This window comes from Comamonas sp. B-9 (assembly GCF_000410635.1).
Lineage (GTDB): Bacteria > Pseudomonadota > Gammaproteobacteria > Burkholderiales > Burkholderiaceae_C > Comamonas.
Map to the genome: position 1 here is coordinate 10939 of NZ_KE148643.1, position 16441 is coordinate 27379.

The 16441-nt window shown below is 62.5% G+C and carries 13 protein-coding genes, 2 tRNA genes and 1 riboswitch; of the genes, 3 read left to right on the plus strand and 12 right to left on the minus strand.

From position 1 onward, the window contains the following. The 8 genes from H928_RS28860 to nrdA all read right to left on the minus strand — a co-directional run. Positions 1 to 1919 (minus strand): TonB-dependent siderophore receptor (locus H928_RS28860; RefSeq protein WP_239645027.1); only part of this gene is annotated, 1919 nt, incomplete at its 3' end. Between the two features lie 136 nt (positions 1920 to 2055). Next, positions 2056 to 2330, minus strand: a riboswitch (cobalamin riboswitch). Positions 2331 to 2426: 96 nt separating this feature from the next. Beyond that, complete coding sequence (locus tag H928_RS0119710; RefSeq protein WP_021028043.1) at positions 2427 to 3371, minus strand: LysR substrate-binding domain-containing protein; 945 nt, start codon at positions 3369 to 3371, stop codon at positions 2427 to 2429. A gap of 182 nt (positions 3372 to 3553) precedes the next feature. After that, positions 3554 to 4936, minus strand: a complete 1383-nt coding sequence (locus H928_RS28865; RefSeq protein ID WP_084635883.1) for an MFS transporter — start codon at positions 4934 to 4936, stop codon at positions 3554 to 3556. 78 nt (positions 4937 to 5014) lie between these two features. Beyond that, on the minus strand, positions 5015 to 6691 hold the full coding sequence (locus H928_RS0119720) for a hydantoinase B/oxoprolinase family protein (protein WP_027011153.1): 1677 nt from the start codon (positions 6689 to 6691) through the stop codon (positions 5015 to 5017). A 2-nt stretch (positions 6692 to 6693) separates the two neighbouring features. Continuing rightward, positions 6694 to 8796: a hydantoinase/oxoprolinase family protein gene (locus H928_RS0119725; RefSeq protein ID WP_021028046.1), complete on the minus strand. Its 2103-nt coding sequence runs from the start codon at positions 8794 to 8796 to the stop codon at positions 6694 to 6696. A 428-nt stretch (positions 8797 to 9224) separates the two neighbouring features. Then, complete coding sequence (gene yfaE, locus H928_RS0119735) at positions 9225 to 9527, minus strand: class I ribonucleotide reductase maintenance protein YfaE (RefSeq protein WP_021028048.1); 303 nt, start codon at positions 9525 to 9527, stop codon at positions 9225 to 9227. Beyond that, positions 9524 to 10657, minus strand: a complete 1134-nt coding sequence (gene nrdB, locus H928_RS0119740; protein WP_021028049.1) for a class Ia ribonucleoside-diphosphate reductase subunit beta — start codon at positions 10655 to 10657, stop codon at positions 9524 to 9526. Before nrdB ends, yfaE begins: the two co-directional genes overlap by 4 nt. A 14-nt stretch (positions 10658 to 10671) precedes the next feature. Next, on the minus strand, positions 10672 to 12933 hold the full coding sequence (nrdA, locus tag H928_RS0119745) for a class 1a ribonucleoside-diphosphate reductase subunit alpha (RefSeq protein WP_021028050.1): 2262 nt from the start codon (positions 12931 to 12933) through the stop codon (positions 10672 to 10674). A gap of 209 nt (positions 12934 to 13142) precedes the next feature. Between nrdA and H928_RS31750 the strand changes: the two genes are divergently transcribed. Then, entirely contained in the window at positions 13143 to 13337 is a 195-nt protein-coding gene (locus H928_RS31750) for a hypothetical protein (RefSeq protein WP_148293236.1), read from the plus strand. Between the two features lie 93 nt (positions 13338 to 13430). Here H928_RS31750 and H928_RS0119750 read toward each other — a convergent pair. The 3 genes from H928_RS0119750 to infA form a co-directional block, all read right to left on the minus strand. Beyond that, positions 13431 to 13507 (minus strand) — tRNA-Pro (locus H928_RS0119750). 287 nt (positions 13508 to 13794) lie between these two features. After that, positions 13795 to 13871, minus strand: a tRNA-Pro gene (locus tag H928_RS0119755). A gap of 82 nt (positions 13872 to 13953) precedes the next feature. Further along, complete coding sequence (gene infA, locus H928_RS0119760) at positions 13954 to 14205, minus strand: translation initiation factor IF-1 (RefSeq protein ID WP_021028051.1); 252 nt, start codon at positions 14203 to 14205, stop codon at positions 13954 to 13956. A 454-nt stretch (positions 14206 to 14659) separates the two neighbouring features. On the opposite strand from infA, the gene H928_RS28870 reads away from it, so the two are divergent. Beyond that, positions 14660 to 15142 (plus strand): EVE domain-containing protein, encoded by a 483-nt coding sequence (locus H928_RS28870; protein ID WP_021028052.1) that lies wholly within the window; start codon positions 14660 to 14662, stop codon positions 15140 to 15142. 140 nt (positions 15143 to 15282) lie between these two features. Beyond that, positions 15283 to 15597, plus strand: a complete 315-nt coding sequence (locus H928_RS0119770; RefSeq protein WP_021028053.1) for a DUF2322 family protein — start codon at positions 15283 to 15285, stop codon at positions 15595 to 15597. Here H928_RS0119770 and H928_RS28875 read toward each other — a convergent pair. Beyond that, the gene (locus H928_RS28875) at positions 15570 to 16352 is read right to left on the minus strand and encodes a glutamine amidotransferase (protein ID WP_239645028.1); all 783 of its coding nucleotides are present in this window, start codon (positions 16350 to 16352) and stop codon (positions 15570 to 15572) included. The two genes, H928_RS0119770 and H928_RS28875, sit on opposite strands and share 28 nt — an antisense overlap. Positions 16353 to 16441 lie beyond the last annotated feature (89 nt).

Sequence of the window (16441 nt, forward strand, 5' to 3'; positions counted from 1 at the left end):
CGCAGGCCCAGCGAGGCGCGCCAATCGCCCGTCTGGTAATGGGCCCAGGCATTGGCCGTGTAGCGCGGCACATTGGCCGGCTGGTTGCCGGCGCGGTCAATGGCCGTGGCGCCTTCGAGCAGCTCGTCGAACTGGGCATCCGCATAGCCCAGGTTACCCTCAAAGCGCCAGGCCTTGGTCGCCCGCCAGCTGCCTGCCAGCTCGATCCCCTTGGACGACTGCTTGCCGCCCTGGATCGACAGCGCTGGCCGGTCCGGATCGCGGGTGATGATGTCTTTCTTGCGGATATCGAAGACCGCCAGGGTCCATTCGCCCTGGCCATTGGGCAGCTGCTGCTTGATGCCCACTTCCACCTGGCGGCCTTTGCTCAATGTAAAGCCGGTTTGCGACTGGGTCAGCGACAGCAGGCTGTTGACGGGGTCATGGCCGGTGCTGACCTGGGCATAGAGGCTGGTGTTCTGGTCCAGCTTGTGCGTGAGGCCCAGGCGCCAGGAGGTGCCGCCCAGGGTCTTGTCAAAGCGGGCCTGGCTCAGCAAATCCATGCGGTCAAAGTCATACAGATCGCGGCGCAGGCCGGCCATCAGCAGCCACTGCTCGCCCAGCTTCCAGGCGTCTTCCAGGTAGAAGGCGTTTTGGCGGATGCGCGAGGTCATGCGCGGCTTGTAGGGGTCCGGGCTGTCCCAGTAGCCACTGGTGCCGCCAGTCAGCGGCACATCGGATTCGCCGGTATAGGGCGAGCTGTTGAGGGCGGTGAACTTGGCCTGCGATACATCCCAGCCCATCGCAATCTCATGCTGGCCAGGCTTGAACACGGCGCCCAGGCGGTTGCCGCTTTGCTCCAGGTCGTGGCCGATCTCCAGGTAGTCGTAGCGGTGGACCATGCGGGTGCTGGCATCGTAGTCATAGCCTTCGATGTTCTTCCAGTGGCGGTCGGCCTTCATATGGTAAGTCTCGTTGCGCAGCACCAGCGCCTCGCTGACGTTCCACTCGGCCTTCAATTTGTAGCGCTGGTCCTTGTAGTGGATGTCGCTGTCAAGAAAGTTGAAATTGCGGTCGCGCAGCGCCGCCACCGGCTTGCCATCGACCACCGGGGTGCCAAAGTAGCGCTCGGGCCGCTGGTCGCTGACATCGGCCGTCAGGTCCAGGCGCAGATCGCTGCTCGCCTGCCAGCGGATGGCGCTCATGATCTTCTTGCTGTCGCTGTTGCCCAGTTGGCGTTCGCCATCGCTGCGATCGCCGTAGACATCCAGGCGGTAGCTCAGGCTGTCGCTCAGCGCGCCGGTGCTGCCCAGGCCCGCACGGGCCGTGCCGTGGGAGCCGGCGCCCAGCAGCACCTCGGTCGATGTGATGCGGCTGGGTTCCTTGCGCACCGCGTTCACCGTAGCGCCCATGGTGCCGCTGCCGTACATCAGCGATGCGGGGCCGCGCAGCACATCAAAGCGCTCATAGCCCCAGCTGGAATTGGGATAGGCCACGGTGCCGGCTGCGACCCCCAGGCTCAGCCCGTCTTCGGCCACACCCACCGAGTTGACACCGGTAAAGCCCCGGCTGGAGAACGACAGCCCGCCATTGCCAGGGGTGCCATTGGCGCTCAGGCCCACGCTGCGGCCCACGGCATCGACCACCTCGTAGTCGGCACGCTCTTGCACCTGCACGGCCGAGACCGAGCTGACACTGGCGGGCAGGTCCTGCAGCGGCACGGCCAGCTTGCTGGCCGAGGTGGAAGGCAGCTGGAGCGCATTGGGCTCGCTGCGTTGGTCGCTCACCACCACTTCGGGCAGTGAGGCTTCTTGGGCATGGGCCACTGCGATGCCCAAGGCGGGCAGGCACAGAACACAGGAGCTGCCAACGAGGCGCAGGGAGGACGAGAGCCGCTGGGCAGCCAGGAGCCGGTTTTTCGGAAAGGGAACTGCAGTCATTTGAACAAAAGGCGCTAACTGCCTGATGCGGGGGCTGCACTGCACGCGGTCACCCCCAGGACGGGGTCGCGCGAAGAACCGCCGTCCACACCCCGCAGACAGTTGAGAGAGCACGTGCTGGCCAGAGGCACAGCGCGCACTGCGACTAGGAACAGGCCGGTCTCCGGGCTTACAGGCGGTGCAGCGCAGGCGCTGACCCGGTAGCCGGTCTTCCCAGGATGCGGGCGTCTTGTTGCCTGGCAGGCGTGGACACTCTTTCAACCCCAGTGACTGGGCCCGCGTGGGAGCGGGCCGCATCGGCTACGTTTCCTGTCTACCGTTGCGGGGGCAGCCAAGGCTTGGGGGAGCGCACTCCCGACCTTGTTCCCGTTTCACTTGTGCAATACAAGCACCTGTAGATAGGCTTTTTTCAAAGCGCAGCCAGTGTACCAGCCGCAGGCCCGGGCAGCGCCTTTTCGTCCAGGCCGGTGTCAGCTGGGCGATACAGCGCATGCCCCAGTGGCTGTATCAGCCCTGCGGCAGCCGCGTCGCATAGCCGATAAAGTCAGTGCTGCGCAGCTGGCCCAGCAGCCACTGCCGAAAGCTCGCCTGGATCGGGCGCTCTCCCCCGCCCCGGCGGGTGTAGAGGTGGAACTTGGGCGTTCTGTCCATCGGCAGCTGGCGCAGCAGCTCGGCCCCAAAGGGAGCCAGCAGCTTGCCGCTGTGGATATAGCTGAGCGCATCGACATAGGACAGCAGGCCCACGCCCTGCCCGCTGAGCACCGCTTGCAGCATCGCATCGTGCGTGTGCAGCAGCATGGGGCTGACATGCTTGCCGCCAGGATCCAGGCCCAGCATCGCATAAATGTCCTGCCACAGGCTGTTGTGCGTCAGCGGCGATATCAGCCGGTGGTGCGGCAAATCCTGCGCGCTCTCCACCGGGTGCTGGGCCAGCAGCTGGGGCGTGGCGACGATGACCTTGAGGTCTTCGAGCAGCGGCGTTTCATCGAGATGGTCCACACCGCCGTAGCCCCAGACAATGGCTGCGTCCAGATCACTGCTATCGAACGAAGGCAGCTCCACACCGATGGAGATGCGCAGGTCGAGCTCCGGGTAATCCTTGGTGAACGAGGGCAGCGAGCGGATCAGGTACTGGGTTGCAAAATACGGGCTGACCTGGATATGGAACTGCGCATCCTTGTGGTGGGAACGCACTGCTTCCAGCCCCTGGCTCAGCGCATCAAGCCCCTGCTCCACATAGTGGTACAAGGTCTGCGCCTCGGCGCTGGCCGCCAGGCCCCGCGCGCCGCGCTCGAACAGCTGCACATCCAGCGCACTTTCCAGCTGCTTGAGTTGCTGGCTGGCGGCCTGCGGCGTCAGGCACAGCTCATCGGCCGCCTTGCGGATGGAGCCATGGCGGTAGACGGACTCGAACACGCGCAGTGGCTGCAGGGGCGGTAGCTTGTATTTCATGGAGGGGCGCCGGGCAGGAGGGAGGAACGCCCGGGCTGCCGATGATTATAGGTCGCAGCCCGGCGCCCAGCGGGCCGGCATGCCAGCGCTCTTGCCCGCTGCGCCCTGCCCCGCTGATGCATAAAAAAACGCATCCATAAGGGATGCGTTCGGGCTGGCGCAGCGCTCAGCAGCGCATGGCCTTACTGCACCGGATCGCCATGCATCGGCAGACCGGTGCGGTCCCGGCTGCTGACCAGCGCCACGAGGCCGATGATTGCCGCGCCGATCAGGTAGTAGGCGGGCACGACCGGATTGCCGGTCTGGGCAATCAGCCAGGAGTTGATCATCGGCGCGGTGCCGGCAAACATCGCCACGGCCACGTTGTAGCTCAGTGCCATGCCCTTGAAGCGCACGCTGGTGTGGAACATCGAAGGAATGATCGAGTAGATGCTGCCCAGCAGCATGGCCAGACAGAAATTCAGCACCATCAAGGACGAGATCTTGGCGGCGGTGCTGCCTTCGAGCAGCAGGTGAAAGCAAGGCACGGCCAGTACCGCAATCGCGAGGCTCGCAGCGATCATCATCGCCTTGCGGCTGAATTTGTCGGCCAGCAGGCCCATGATGGGGATCATCACCACCAAAAAGAGCTGCGGGCCCAGCGAGAGCTTAAGGCCGGTGGCCACATCGACATGCAGCGCGCTGACAAAGTAGGTCGGGATGTAGGTGACGACGGTGAACAAGGTGACATTGGTCACGATGATAATGCCGGCCGACTGGAACAGCTCCTTCTTGTGGGTGGCGAACAGCACCTTCCAGCTCGCCTGGGCCAGTGCGTCATGCTGCTGCTTCATGGCCATGAAGGTGGGGGTCTCTTCCAGGTACTTGCGGATATAGAGGCCAATGGCGCCCAGCGGCAGCGCAATCAGAAACGGAATGCGCCAGGCCCAGTCCAGGATCTGGTCGGCGCTGAAAAACACCGTCAGGATGGCCGAGACCGAGGCACCGAAGAAGAAGCCGGCCATGCAGCCCACTTCCACCCAGCTGGTGAGCAAGGTGCGGTTGCGGTCGCGGCAGTACTCGGCCACAAAGATGGCCGCGCCACTGGCCTCGCCCCCGGCCGACAGCCCCTGCATCAGGCGCAGCACGATCAGCAGCAGCGGCGCGGCAATGCCGATGCTCGCATAGCCGGGCAGCACCCCGATCAGGAAGGTGGAGATCGCCATCATGATGATGGTGATGGTCAGCACCCGCTTTCTGCCGTACTTGTCGCCCAGCGAGCCAAAGAAGATGCCGCCAATGGGGCGGGCAAAAAAGGCAATCGCAAAGGCCGCCCAGGAGGCGGTGATCTGCATGGTGGGCGAGCTGGTGGCAAAGAACACCTTGCCCAGCACTGCTGCCAGGTAGCCGTAGACCGAGAACTCGAACCACTCGACAAAGCTGCCCACCACCGAGGCCAGCACCACGCGGTTGAGCTCCTTGGATTGCACCGCGCGCGGCGCCACCGCCGCTTGGGGGGACGACCAGTCCGAAAGGCTTGCACTTGGGGCGGCAAAGCCATCTGCCATGGGATTGTGTGTGCGCATCGAGCTACCTTGAGTTCTTCAGTGAGAGAAAAAGTGGAGAACGGGCCAGCGGCTGGGCCACTGGCCATCGTCATGCGATCAGACCGGCGTCAGCCGCTTGGCATGGGCGTAGTCCGCCTCTGCCTGCTCGGCGCTGATGTAACCGTAGTCCACATCGCGCTGCACCAAGGCTGGCGGGCGCTGGGCCGCATCGCCGTTGCCGCCGCCGCCGGGCAAGTCCAGAATCAAACGGCGCCCGGCCGGGATCTGCTGCTTGCCCTTGCCGCGCAAGGCGGTGCCGTCATCCAGCGACACTTTGCCCAGTGCACCGCTTTGGCCGCCGTTGTGGCCGCGCGCTGCAAAATGCACGCGGTCGAACATGGCGTTCAGGTCAAACTCAAAGCCTTCTGCCGAGCCCACCTCGATGCGCTGGCCCAGGCCGCCCCGCCAGCGGCCGGCGCCGCCCGAGTTGGGGCGCAGCTCCTTACGCCAGATGATGATGGGGCCGATGCTCTCGGTCACCTCGACCGACATGGCCTGCACGCCGCTGGGGAAGGCGGTGGCGCTAAGGCCGTCGCTCGAGGGCCGCGCACCGGTGCCGCCGGTGTTGAACATCAGGATCTCGTGCTGCTGGTTGCGCGTCGCCTGGGTGATGCCCTTGAAGCGCATCTGCAGGTTCCACAGCGAGCTGGCCCCTTCGGCCGGAATCTCACCCTGGCAAATGGGCTGCAGCGCACCCAGCACCACATCGGGGATCAGGTGGCCGATGACATGGCGCACCGAGACCGGGCGCGGGCGGTGGGCATTGAGGATGCAGTCCTCCGGCGCGCTGATCTCAAAGGGCTCCAGCGAGCCCCAGTTGTTGGGAATCTCCGGCGCAATCGCGCATTTGAGCGCGTAGGAGGCATAGGCCTTGGTGTAGGTCAGCGGCACATTGATGCCGTAGCGGCTCGGGTCCGAGGTGCCGGCAAAGTCGGCGCGCAGCTTGTCGGCCGCAATCTCCACCGCAACGACCAGTTCGATGGGCTTTTCATAGCCATCGACGGTCATCGCATAGCGCTGGGTGCCATCGGGCAAGGCGGCGATGCGCTCGCGGGTGGCGCGCTGGCTGTTCTCAAAGATGAAGCCAGCCAGGTCTTCCAGGTCGCGCAGTTCAAACTCGGCCAGCATGCCCTTGAGGCGGCGCATGCCGGTGGCATTGCAGACGGCCAGCGAATGGAAGTCGCCAATCACTTGGTCGCGTTCGCGCACGTTGTTGCGCAGGATCTCGATCAGGTCCTCATTGAGTGCGCCTGCGCGGAAGAACTTCATCGGCGGAATGCACAGGCCCTCCTCGTAGACATCGCTGCCGTCCGGGCCAAAGCCGCGCCCGCCGATGTCCACCACATGGGCGGTGGCGGCAAAGTAGCCGATATGGTCGCTGTGGCCATCGCGGCCATAAAACACCGGGGTGACGACGGTGATGTCGTGCAGGTGGCCGGTGCCCAGCCAGGGGTCGTTGGTCACCAGCACATCGCCATCTTGCAAGGTGCTGCGCTCAAAGCGCTTGGCGAAATGCGCGACCGACTCAGCCATGGAATTCACATGGCCGGGCGTGCCGGTGACGGCCTGGGCCATCATGCGGCCCTGCTTGTCGAACACGCCGGCCGACAAATCGCCCGCCTCCCGCACGCTGGTACAAAAGGCGGTGCGGATCAAGGTGACCGCCTGCTCTTCGACCACCGAGATCAGGCGGTTCCACATGATTTGGTAATGAACGTCTGTATTGTTTGCCATGATCACACTCCGCTGTCCATGCGCTCGACCAGCATGCAGTCATCTGCCTGCAGCACCACCTTGAAGCCCGGGCTCACATAGGTCGAGGTTTCCTTCTCCACAATCACCACCGGGCCGGGCACGGCCTGCCCCCTTGGCAAGCCCAGGCGCTCATAGATATCGCAGGCATAGAATTGGCCCTGTTTGCCGTCAAACACCTCGCGGCGGTCCAGCACCATCCCGGCACCCTTTTGGGGCGTGCCGCCCTGCTGCAGCTCGGCCTTGGCCGGCGGCAAGGTCTTGGAACGCAAGGACAGTGCCCAACTCACCACTTCGATATCGAGCCCGTCGATCGCGTGGCCAAACAAGGCCACATAGTTCTGCACAAAGGCCGCGTTGAGCGCGGGCACGCTGTCCGGGTCAAAGTGCTGCACAGGCACCGACACAGGGATCTCCCAGCCCTGGCCGCAGTAGCGCATAAAGGCACGCAGCTCCTTGACGGTCTCGCCGTCGTAGCCGGTGTCGTGCAAAAAGGCGCTCACCTCGACCTCCATCTCGCGCAGCATGGCATTGACGGCCTCGCCATCGAACTGGCTCATGCGCATCACCGAGCTGCGCAGCGACTCATAGGCAAAGGGGGTGCGCAAAAAGCCGATGGCCGAGCCCACGCCGGCGCCCGTCGGGATCAGCAGGCGATGGATGCCCAGCTTTTCACACAGCCGCACCGCATGCAACGGCGCTGCGCCACCGTAGGCGATCATCGTGTAGGCCTCCAGGTCCTGGCCGGACTCCACGGCATGCATGCGCGCGGCATTGGCCATGTTCTCGTCCACCACTTCGGCCACGGCGTAGGCCGCACGCACCGCGTCCAGGCCTTGCGCCTGGCCGACATGGGTGGCCATGGCGTCTTGCGCGGCAGGCATGTTCAGCCGCATGCTGCCGCCGGCAAAGCGTGCCGGGTCCAGCTTGTGCAGCAGCAAGTCGGCATCGGTCACCGTGGGGCGCGTGCCGCCCCGGCCGTAGCTGGCAGGGCCGGGTTCCGAGCCCGCGCTCTCCGGCCCCACACGCACCTGGCGCATGTCGTCCACATGGGCGATGGAGCCACCACCCGCGCCGATCTCGATCATCTCGATGACGGGGATGGAGATCGGCATGCCGCTGCCCTTTTTGAAGCGGTAGCTGCGCGCCACTTCAAACACGCGCGCCGTCTTGGGCACATGCTGGTCGATGAGGCAGATCTTGGCGGTGGTGCCGCCCATGTCAAAAGACACCACCTTGTCCTGGCCGTACTTGGCCGCAAAATCGCTGGCGTAGATGGCGCCACCGGCTGGGCCGGATTCGAGCAGGCGCACCGGGAACTCGGCCGCATTGGCCAGCGACATCAGCCCGCCGCCCGAGTGGATCAGGTAGAGCGGGCAATGCATGCCCTCTTCCACCAAGGCCTGGGCCAGGCGCTGCAGGTAGGAGGACATGAGCGGCTTCACATACGCATTGGCGCAGACGGTGTTGAAGCGCTCGAACTCACGGATCTGCGGCGACACCTCGCTGGAGATGGACACCGACAGCTGGGGCAGCGCCTCTACAATCAGCGCCCGCACCCGCTTTTCATGGGCCGGGTTCTTGTAGCTGTGCATCAGGCCCACGGCCACGCTGTCGTACGCACCCTCGCGCAGCTGGGCAATCACGTCCTGCACCTCTGCCTCATCGAGCGGCTGCAGCTCCTGGCCCTTGGCATCAAGCCGGCCTTGCACGGTATAGCGGTGGTTGCGGGCAATCAGCGGCGCGGGCAGCTGGATGGCCAGGTCGTACTGCTCAAAACGGCCCTCGTTGCGCATCTCGATCACATCGCGAAAACCTTCGCTGGTGATGAAGGCGGTCTTGGCGCCGCGCCGCTCAATCAGCGAGTTGGTGGCCAGGGTCGTGCCGTGGATCACCGTGCCGATCTGCGCTGGCGCAATGCCTGCCTGGGCTGCCGCCTGTTTGAGGCCGGTGACGATGGCGCGCTCAGGTTTTTCATAGTCCGTCAGGACCTTCTCGCTGAACAGGACGCCATCGACCTCGAGCGCGATATCTGTGAAAGTGCCGCCGATGTCTGCCCCGGCGCGTATGACTTGGCTTGTTGCCATCTGGTATCTCCGAATCATGCAAGCTGTGTGGATCAGAAGCTCTGACCTGGCAGCGATGATCAAGTGATCGCCCAGTCGGCGCAAACAAGAAATTCGAGGGCGGGCACAAGCTGTGCTTCGCGGGTAAAAACCATTACGCGCTAACCCGGTGGCCATGCACTGCAGCAGCGCAGCAATGCCTGGTTTTGGGTGGCCGATGCACCAGGCCAGCGCGCTGCTGCACCATGCGGCGGCAGCTTGCACCAATCAGGGCGGACAGGTGCTGTAAAACCGCCAAGAGATGCTTGTGTAAAGCTTGGAAGGACAGCAAAAAATGCGAGGCTATAGGCGCGCCAGGCCTTAGCGATATACCGCATTCAGGCACCGGATTCAGCCACAAAAAAAGCCCCAAGCAAAGCTTGGGGCCTGTACGCAGAACAGCAGAAGAATTACAAATCCAGGGCCAGCTGGCTCTTATCGTCAGCGCTGGTTTCCACTTGCCGCAGGCTGCATTCCACCTTGATGGGGGTCTTGACCATGCAGCAGCAGGGAACCACCTCATTGGGTCCGACAAAGGCCAGCGGCTCCTGGGTGTAGACGACTTCGCCCTCCACCAAGGTGAGACGGCAGCTGCCGCAATAGCCACCACGGCACTGGTACTCCACATCGTGGCCCGTGCGCTCCAGCGCTTCGAGCAGGGTCTCCCCTGGCAGCACGCGTATGAGGGTGTCCGTGGTGCTGACGGTGGTCACAACTCGATTCCGCTCAGGTCATCGAGCGAGACTTCGGCGTTGATCTGGCCCACCAGGTAAGAGCTCAGCTCCACCTCTTGCGGGGCCACCTGCACGGTGTCGGACGACAGCCAGGTGTTGATCCAGGGGATCGGGTTGCTCTTGGCGTTCTCGAACGCGGGCTTGAGCCCGATCGCGGTCATGCGGATATTGGTGATGTACTCCACATACTGGCTCAGGATGTCCTTGTTGAGGCCAATCATCGAGCCGTCGCGGAACAGGTACTCGGCCCACTGCTTTTCCTGCAAGGCCGCGGTCTTGAACATCTCAAAGCATTCCTGCTCGGTCTCTTTGGCGATCTTGGCAAAGTCCGGATCGTCCTGGCCCGAGCGCATGATGTTGAGCAAGTGCTGGGTACCGGTCAGGTGCAGCGCCTCATCGCGGGCAATCAGGCGGATGATCTTGGCATTGCCCTCCATCAGCTTGCGCTCGGCAAACGCGAAGGAGCAGGCAAAGCTCACATAAAAGCGGATGGCCTCCAGAATGTTCACATTCATCAGGCACAGGTACATCTTCTTCTTGAGCTGGTACACATCAATCTGGTGCACCACGCCATTGATCGTGTGGCTGCCTGCGCCCAGCTGGGCGTGCAGCATGGCATCACGGATCAGGTCATCATAGTAGGACGAGATATCGCCCGCACGCAGCTTGATGCTCTCGTTGCGCATGATGTCGTCAAAGATCACCGAAGGATCGTTGACGATGTTGCGCAGGATGTGCGTGTAGGAGCGCGAGTGGATGGTCTCGGAGAACGCCCAGGTCTCGATCCAGGTCTCCAGCTCGGGCAGCGACACCAGCGGCAGGAAGGCCATGTTGGGGCTGCGGCCCTGGATGGAGTCGAGCAGCGTCTGGTACTTCAGGTTGCTGATGAAGATGTGCTTTTCGTGGTCGGGCAGGTTCTGGTAGTCGATCCGGTCCTGCGTGATGTCTACTTCCTCAGGGCGCCAGAAAAACGAGAGCTGCTTTTCGATCAGCTTCTCGAAGATCGGGTACTTCTGCTGGTCGTAGCGGGCGACATTGACCGAATTGCCAAAGAACATCGGTTCCTTGAGCTGGTCATTGTCGACCTTGGAGAAGGTGCTGTATGCCATCGCCTTCTCTCCGCTTAGATCTTGCAGGCGCCGCTGGCGCAGTCGTCTTCTGCGGCTGCGCCCTGCATGTCTTCGGCACCGTCACGGGTGTTGTGGTAGTACAGGGTCTTGACACCAAACTTGTAGGCCTGCAGCAGGTCCTTGAGCAGTTGCTGCATCGGCACCTTGCCATCGGTAAAGCGCTGTGGGTCGTAGTTGGTGTTGGCCGAGATGGACTGGTCGACGAACTTCTGCATCAGGCCTACGAGCTTCAAGTAGCCATCGTTGTTGGGCATTTGCCAGAGCAGCTCGTACTGGCCCTTCAGGCGATCGATCTCCGGCACCACCTGGCGCAGGATGCCGTCCTTGGACTGCTTGACCGACACAAATCCACGTGGAGGCTCGATGCCATTGGTCGCGTTGGCGATCTGGCTGGAGGTCTCGGATGGCATCAGCGCCGTCAAGGTCGAGTTGCGCAGGCCGTGGGTCTTGATCTCGGCGCGCAGGGTTTCCCAGTCCAGGTGCAGGGGCTCATCGGTCAGCGCGTCGATGTCCTTCTTGTAGGTGTCGATCGGCAGGATGCCGGCCGCGTAGTTGGTCTCGGCAAAAGCGGTGCAAGGGCCGAACTCGCGCGACAGCTGCACCGAGGCCTTCAGCAGGTAGTACTGGATGGCTTCGAAGGTACGGTGGGTCAGGCCATTGGCCGAACCGTCGGAGTAGCGCACGCCGTTCTTGGCCAGGTAGTAGGCGTAGTTGATCACGCCCACGCCCAGCGAGCGGCGCTTTTCGGTCGCAATGCGGGCGGCGGCCACCGGGTAGTCCTGGTAGTCCAGCAGCGCATCGAGTGCACGCACGATCAGGTCGGCCAGCTCTTCGAGCTCGTCGGTCGATTCGAGCGCGCCCAGGTTGAAGGCGGACAGGGTGCACAGCGCAATTTCGCCGTTCTCGTCCTTGATGTCTTCGAGCGGGCTGGTGGGCAGCAGGATTTCCATGCACAGGTTCGACTGGCGCACGGGAGCGACGGCCGGGTTGAACGGGCTGTGGGTGTTGCAATGGTCCACGTTCTGGATGTAGATACGGCCGGTGCTGGCGCGCTCTTGCATCATCAGCGAGAACAGCTCCACCGCTGGCAGGGTGCGCTTGCGGATGGATTCGTCGGCCTCGTACTTGACGTACAGCTCTTCGAACTTGTTCTGGTCAGCAAAGAAGGCCTCGTACAGACCGGGCACATCATGGGGCGAGAACAGGCTGATGCTCTGGCCCTTGATCAGGCGCTGGTAGAGCATGCGGTTGATCTGGATACCGTAGTCCAGATGGCGGATGCGGTTTTCCTCGACGCCACGGTTGTTCTTGAGCACCAGCAGCGACTCGGCTTCCAGGTGCCACAGCGGGTAGAACAAGGTGGCGGCACCACCGCGCACGCCGCCCTGCGAGCAGGACTTGACGGCCGACTGGAACATCTTGAAGAAAGGCAGGCAGCCGGTGTGCTGCGCCTCGCCGCCCCGGATCTCGCTGCCCAGCGCGCGGATGCGGCCGCCGTTGATGCCGATACCGGCGCGCTGCGAGACGTACTTCACAATCGCGCTGGTGGTGGCGTTGATGCTGTCGAGGCTGTCATCGCACTCGATCAGCACGCAGGAGCTGAACTGGCGCAGCGGTGTGCGCACGCCCGACATGATGGGCGTGGGCAGCGAAATCTTGAAGCGCGAGACGGCGTCATAGAAGCGCTTGATGTACTGCAGACGGCGGTCGGCCGGGTACTTGGCAAACAGGCTCATCGCCACCAGCACGTAGAGGATCTGCGGGCTTTCGTAGATGCGCTTGGTCACCCGGTTTTGCACCAGGTACTTGCCTTCGAGCTGCTTGACGGCTGCGTAGGAGAAGTCCATATCGCGCCAGTGGTCGATGAAAGCATTGATCTCGTCGTACTCTTCGCGGCTGTAGTCGGCCAGCAGGTGCGGGTCGTACTTCTTGAGCTCGGTGAGCTTTTGCACATGGTCGTACAGGTGCGGCGGCTCGAACTGGCCAAAGGCGATCTTGCGCAGGTGGAAGATCGCCAGGCGCGCTGCCACGTACTGGTAGTCCGGTGCGTCTTCGGAGATCAGGTCGGCCGCAGACTTGATGATGGTTTCATGGATCGCATCGGTGCGGATGCCGTCATAAAACTGGATATGCGACTGCAGCTCGATCTGTGAGACCGACACATTGCTCAGGCCTTTGGCCGCCCAGTCAATCACCCGGTGGATTTTGTCGAGGTCGATAGGCTCAACGCGACCGTCACGCTTGGTGACTCTCATAGTGCTTGTCTGGTTCATTTGCGATGTTTCTAATGGGATAAAAAACGCAGGACCACGGGCGCAAGACGCGGCAGTCCCGCGCCAAAACGCGCCAGGCATGGCTGGCGCGTTTTGGCTGGCGCGAGACCAGCATCAATAAACCTGTGGGGGAAGCGGTGGACACTACATATGGTGTCTATGGGCTTGAGTGTACGCTACCTGTAGCGTTCTTGGCAGCAGAAAATCAGGCCCGATTTCTGCTAGGCACTGGCTGTTTCAGCGAAGAATGCAGCAAAATCAACGCGCAGGGAGCCGGTAAATATATGTATCCGGGTGGGCACATTCCCGGTGATGAAGAGGGGCATCATCCCCCCATGTTGATGGCGATCACCATCTGGTTGATTGCCTGGCTCATCAAGCCATAGACCAAGCTGAATGGCGGGCGGTACTTCGCCCTTTTGCAGCACCGCCCAAACGAAAAACCTGCTGCACTTGCGTGCAACAGGTTTCGATAAGGATGGTCGGAGCGGTGGGATTCGAACTCACGACCCTCTGCTCCCAAAGCAGATGCGCTACCAGGCTGCGCTACGCTCCGACTAAGCCGTTATTGTATATCGAGCCGGAGCCACTTCCGGCGAAAAATGATTACTTTGACAACTTTTCATCTGCCGGGGCGGTTGGCGAGACAGCCGCCCTGCCCGCTGCGCAGCAAAAACGAGAGGGCCGCGCCAAGCGCCATGCATGAAGCAGAATGTGAAAGATGGTTGCCAAAGATGCTTGCCGGCACTCCATCTGAATAAACCGCGCGATATCGCAAATTGCCAAGAATCGCCAAAACAAAAAAACCTGCTGCATTTGCATGCAACAGGTTTTTAAATGGAATGGTCGGAGCGGCGGGGTTCGAACTCGCGACCCTCTGCTCCCAAAGCAGATGCGCTACCAGGCTGCGCTACGCTCCGACTAAGCCGTTATTGTAACCAGGGTTTTGGCAGCTGCATTTCGTATTTGACGATTTTTTTACAGCGGCCTCCACCCATGCGGTTAACGTTGTTGGGTCGGTGCCGGGCCGCGGCCAGGCAGGTGACGGAAAGTGATGCGGCCCTTGCTCAGATCGTAGGGCGACATCTCCAGCGACACCTTGTCACCGGCCAGAATGCGAATGTGGTGCTTGCGCATTTTGCCGCCTGTGTAAGCGATCAGCTCGTGGCCGTTGTCCAGCTTCACGCGAAAGCGCGAATCGGGCAGCACTTCGGTCACGGAGCCCTGCATCTCAATCAGTTCTTCTTTAGCCATATAAGTCGACGAATCCTTGTCTAGTGGTGCATGTGCGAAACCGGTTCGCCATGCTGTTCTCAGTGCCACCAACAAGCGGTGGCTCTCTCCATGGTTCGGGAGGGCCATGCCAACTCTCGCCACCCAAGGGGCAAGGGTCTGCAAGGCAACCAAGCGGATATCTGCCAGCCCGACAACGGGGCGCAACAGCCAGCATCCCACACAATATTGACGGCGCAGCTGCCAGGGCAGCGAGCGCCTCCAAGCTATAAAAGCTTGCAAAGCTCTCTATTGTACTATGTTGCCGCCAATTCCGCTGTGGCTTGTCTCGTATAAACGCCGCCGGTGATCCGCAGGCCCGCATGGCTGTGCTGGCAGCAGCAGCGCCGGCGCATCGTTTAGCATGGCGCATGCATGCGCGGCTGGCTCCAGGCCGTGCCACCCAATGGCTCCCTCTCCTTCACCAACAAACACCATGAACGCTGCATCCCCCCGCTACTGGCTGATGAAAAACGAGCCGGACGAATATGGGATCGACCATGCGCTCAGCGCCCCTGATGCCACCATTGCCTGGGATGGGGTGCGCAATTACCAGGCGCGCAATTTCATGCGCGATGACATGCAGGTGGGTGACGGTGTGCTGTACTGGCATTCGAGCTGCGCCGAGCCCGGTATTTACGGCATCGCCCGCATTGCAGGCCGGCTGCGGCCCGATTCCAGCCAGTTTGACCCGCAGTCCAAATACTATGACCCCAAGTCCAAGCCGGAGGCCCCGCGCTGGTTGATGCTCGATGTGCAGGCACTGCGCAAGATCAAGCCCATCTCGGTGGCTGCATTGCGCCAGTACCCCGAGCTGCAAGACATGCGCGTGCTGCAAAAAGGCAATCGCCTGTCGATCACGCCGGTGGACGAGGCGCATTGGCGCTTTATCATGGACCTGGTCAAGGCCCAGGGCTAATGCGCGCGAGGAGCGCTGCCAGCACCGCCCTGCCCCCGTTGGCGGCAAGCGCTGTTGCATAATACAAAACCCGTGAGCTGCCCATGCAATAAGCACCGGCAGCTATTTTTTTGATACCACCTTTGCGCCCAGGAATCCCCATGGCTTTTGCTGACAACCTCCAGTCCCTGCCCTCCATCGACCATATCGCCGAGCTGCAACTGATCGATGCCGAAGGCCAAGTTGCAGCCACCATTCCCAATGCCCCCGGCAAGGCGGGTTCGGCCAAGGTCTACAACGCACTGGCCGCCAAGCATGGCGGCATCAATGTGGCAGCGGCCGAAGAAGGCCTCACGATCTTTGCCGAGCACACGGACGACGCCAAGGCCCGCCCCGGCGCGCACCCCAATATCGACCGCCTGCTGGAGGTGATCGCCTCCGGCAAGGGCTATACCGTCAAGATCGTCTCGGCCTGAGGCACCTGGGCCGCTTGCAGTGCCAGCGCAGCTGCTGGCTGGCTGGCATAGGCGGCCACAAAGCGCTGCAGCATCTGCTGGGGCACGGGCGTGTCGCTCAGCTGCTCCAGCATCGCCGCCGGCTCAAAACCTTCAGATTGCAGCACCTGCGCGCGCAGCTCGATGCAGGCGGCAGCCACCGTTTGGCTGAACTCCGGATGGAACTGGGTGGACACCGCATGGGGCCCATAGCGCACGACCTGGTGCGGATCATGGGCCGAGCGGGCCAGTACCCGGGCGCCGGGCGGCAGCTCCAGCACCGTCTGCATATGGGTCAGGTTGGCTTTGAAATGCGGGCCTGAGCCGACCAGCAAGGCCTCGTGCTCTGCGCCTGGCAGCAGATCAATATCCAGGCAACCCATCTCGCGGCCTTGCGGGTGGTAATCCACCCGGCCACCCAGCGCATGGGCCATCAGCTGGTGCCCGTAACAAATGCCAAAGAGCGGCATGTCACGCGCCATCGCCTCCCGTATCCATTGGGCGGTCGCCTCGCTCCAGGGCAGCAGGTCCGTCACCATCGCCCAGGAGCCGGTGATGATCGCGGCGCTGTGTGCATCATGCGGCGGCAAGGCCTCGCCCTCGAACACCCGCACCACCTTGAAGGCGGGCCCAGCGGCGAGGACGGTGGAAAACCACAGCGGCAAATCGCCGACCTGGGCACGGATATCGTCGGGCGGTGTGCCGACCTGGATGAGCAGCAGAGATTTTTCAGACACGGTTGAAGGCATAAAGAATGGCTGGCCCATGCACTGTAATGCAGGCCAGCCCCGGATGGCCTTCAAGCCGGTGGATTTAATGGGCAGTT

Coding starts and splice junctions, on each gene's coding strand:
- H928_RS28870 (WP_021028052.1), top strand. CDS start 14,660: ATGAACGCTGCATCCCCCCGCTACTGGCTGATGAAAAACGAGCCGGAC.
- H928_RS0119720 (WP_027011153.1), bottom strand. CDS start 6,691: ATGGCAAACAATACAGACGTTCATTACCAAATCATGTGGAACCGCCTG.
- nrdA (WP_021028050.1), bottom strand. CDS start 12,933: ATGAGAGTCACCAAGCGTGACGGTCGCGTTGAGCCTATCGACCTCGAC.
- nrdB (WP_021028049.1), bottom strand. CDS start 10,657: ATGGCATACAGCACCTTCTCCAAGGTCGACAATGACCAGCTCAAGGAA.
- H928_RS0119770 (WP_021028053.1), top strand. CDS start 15,283: ATGGCTTTTGCTGACAACCTCCAGTCCCTGCCCTCCATCGACCATATC.
- H928_RS0119710 (WP_021028043.1), bottom strand. CDS start 3,371: ATGAAATACAAGCTACCGCCCCTGCAGCCACTGCGCGTGTTCGAGTCC.
- H928_RS0119725 (WP_021028046.1), bottom strand. CDS start 8,796: ATGGCAACAAGCCAAGTCATACGCGCCGGGGCAGACATCGGCGGCACT.
- H928_RS28865 (WP_084635883.1), bottom strand. CDS start 4,936: ATGCGCACACACAATCCCATGGCAGATGGCTTTGCCGCCCCAAGTGCA.
- infA (WP_021028051.1), bottom strand. CDS start 14,205: ATGGCTAAAGAAGAACTGATTGAGATGCAGGGCTCCGTGACCGAAGTG.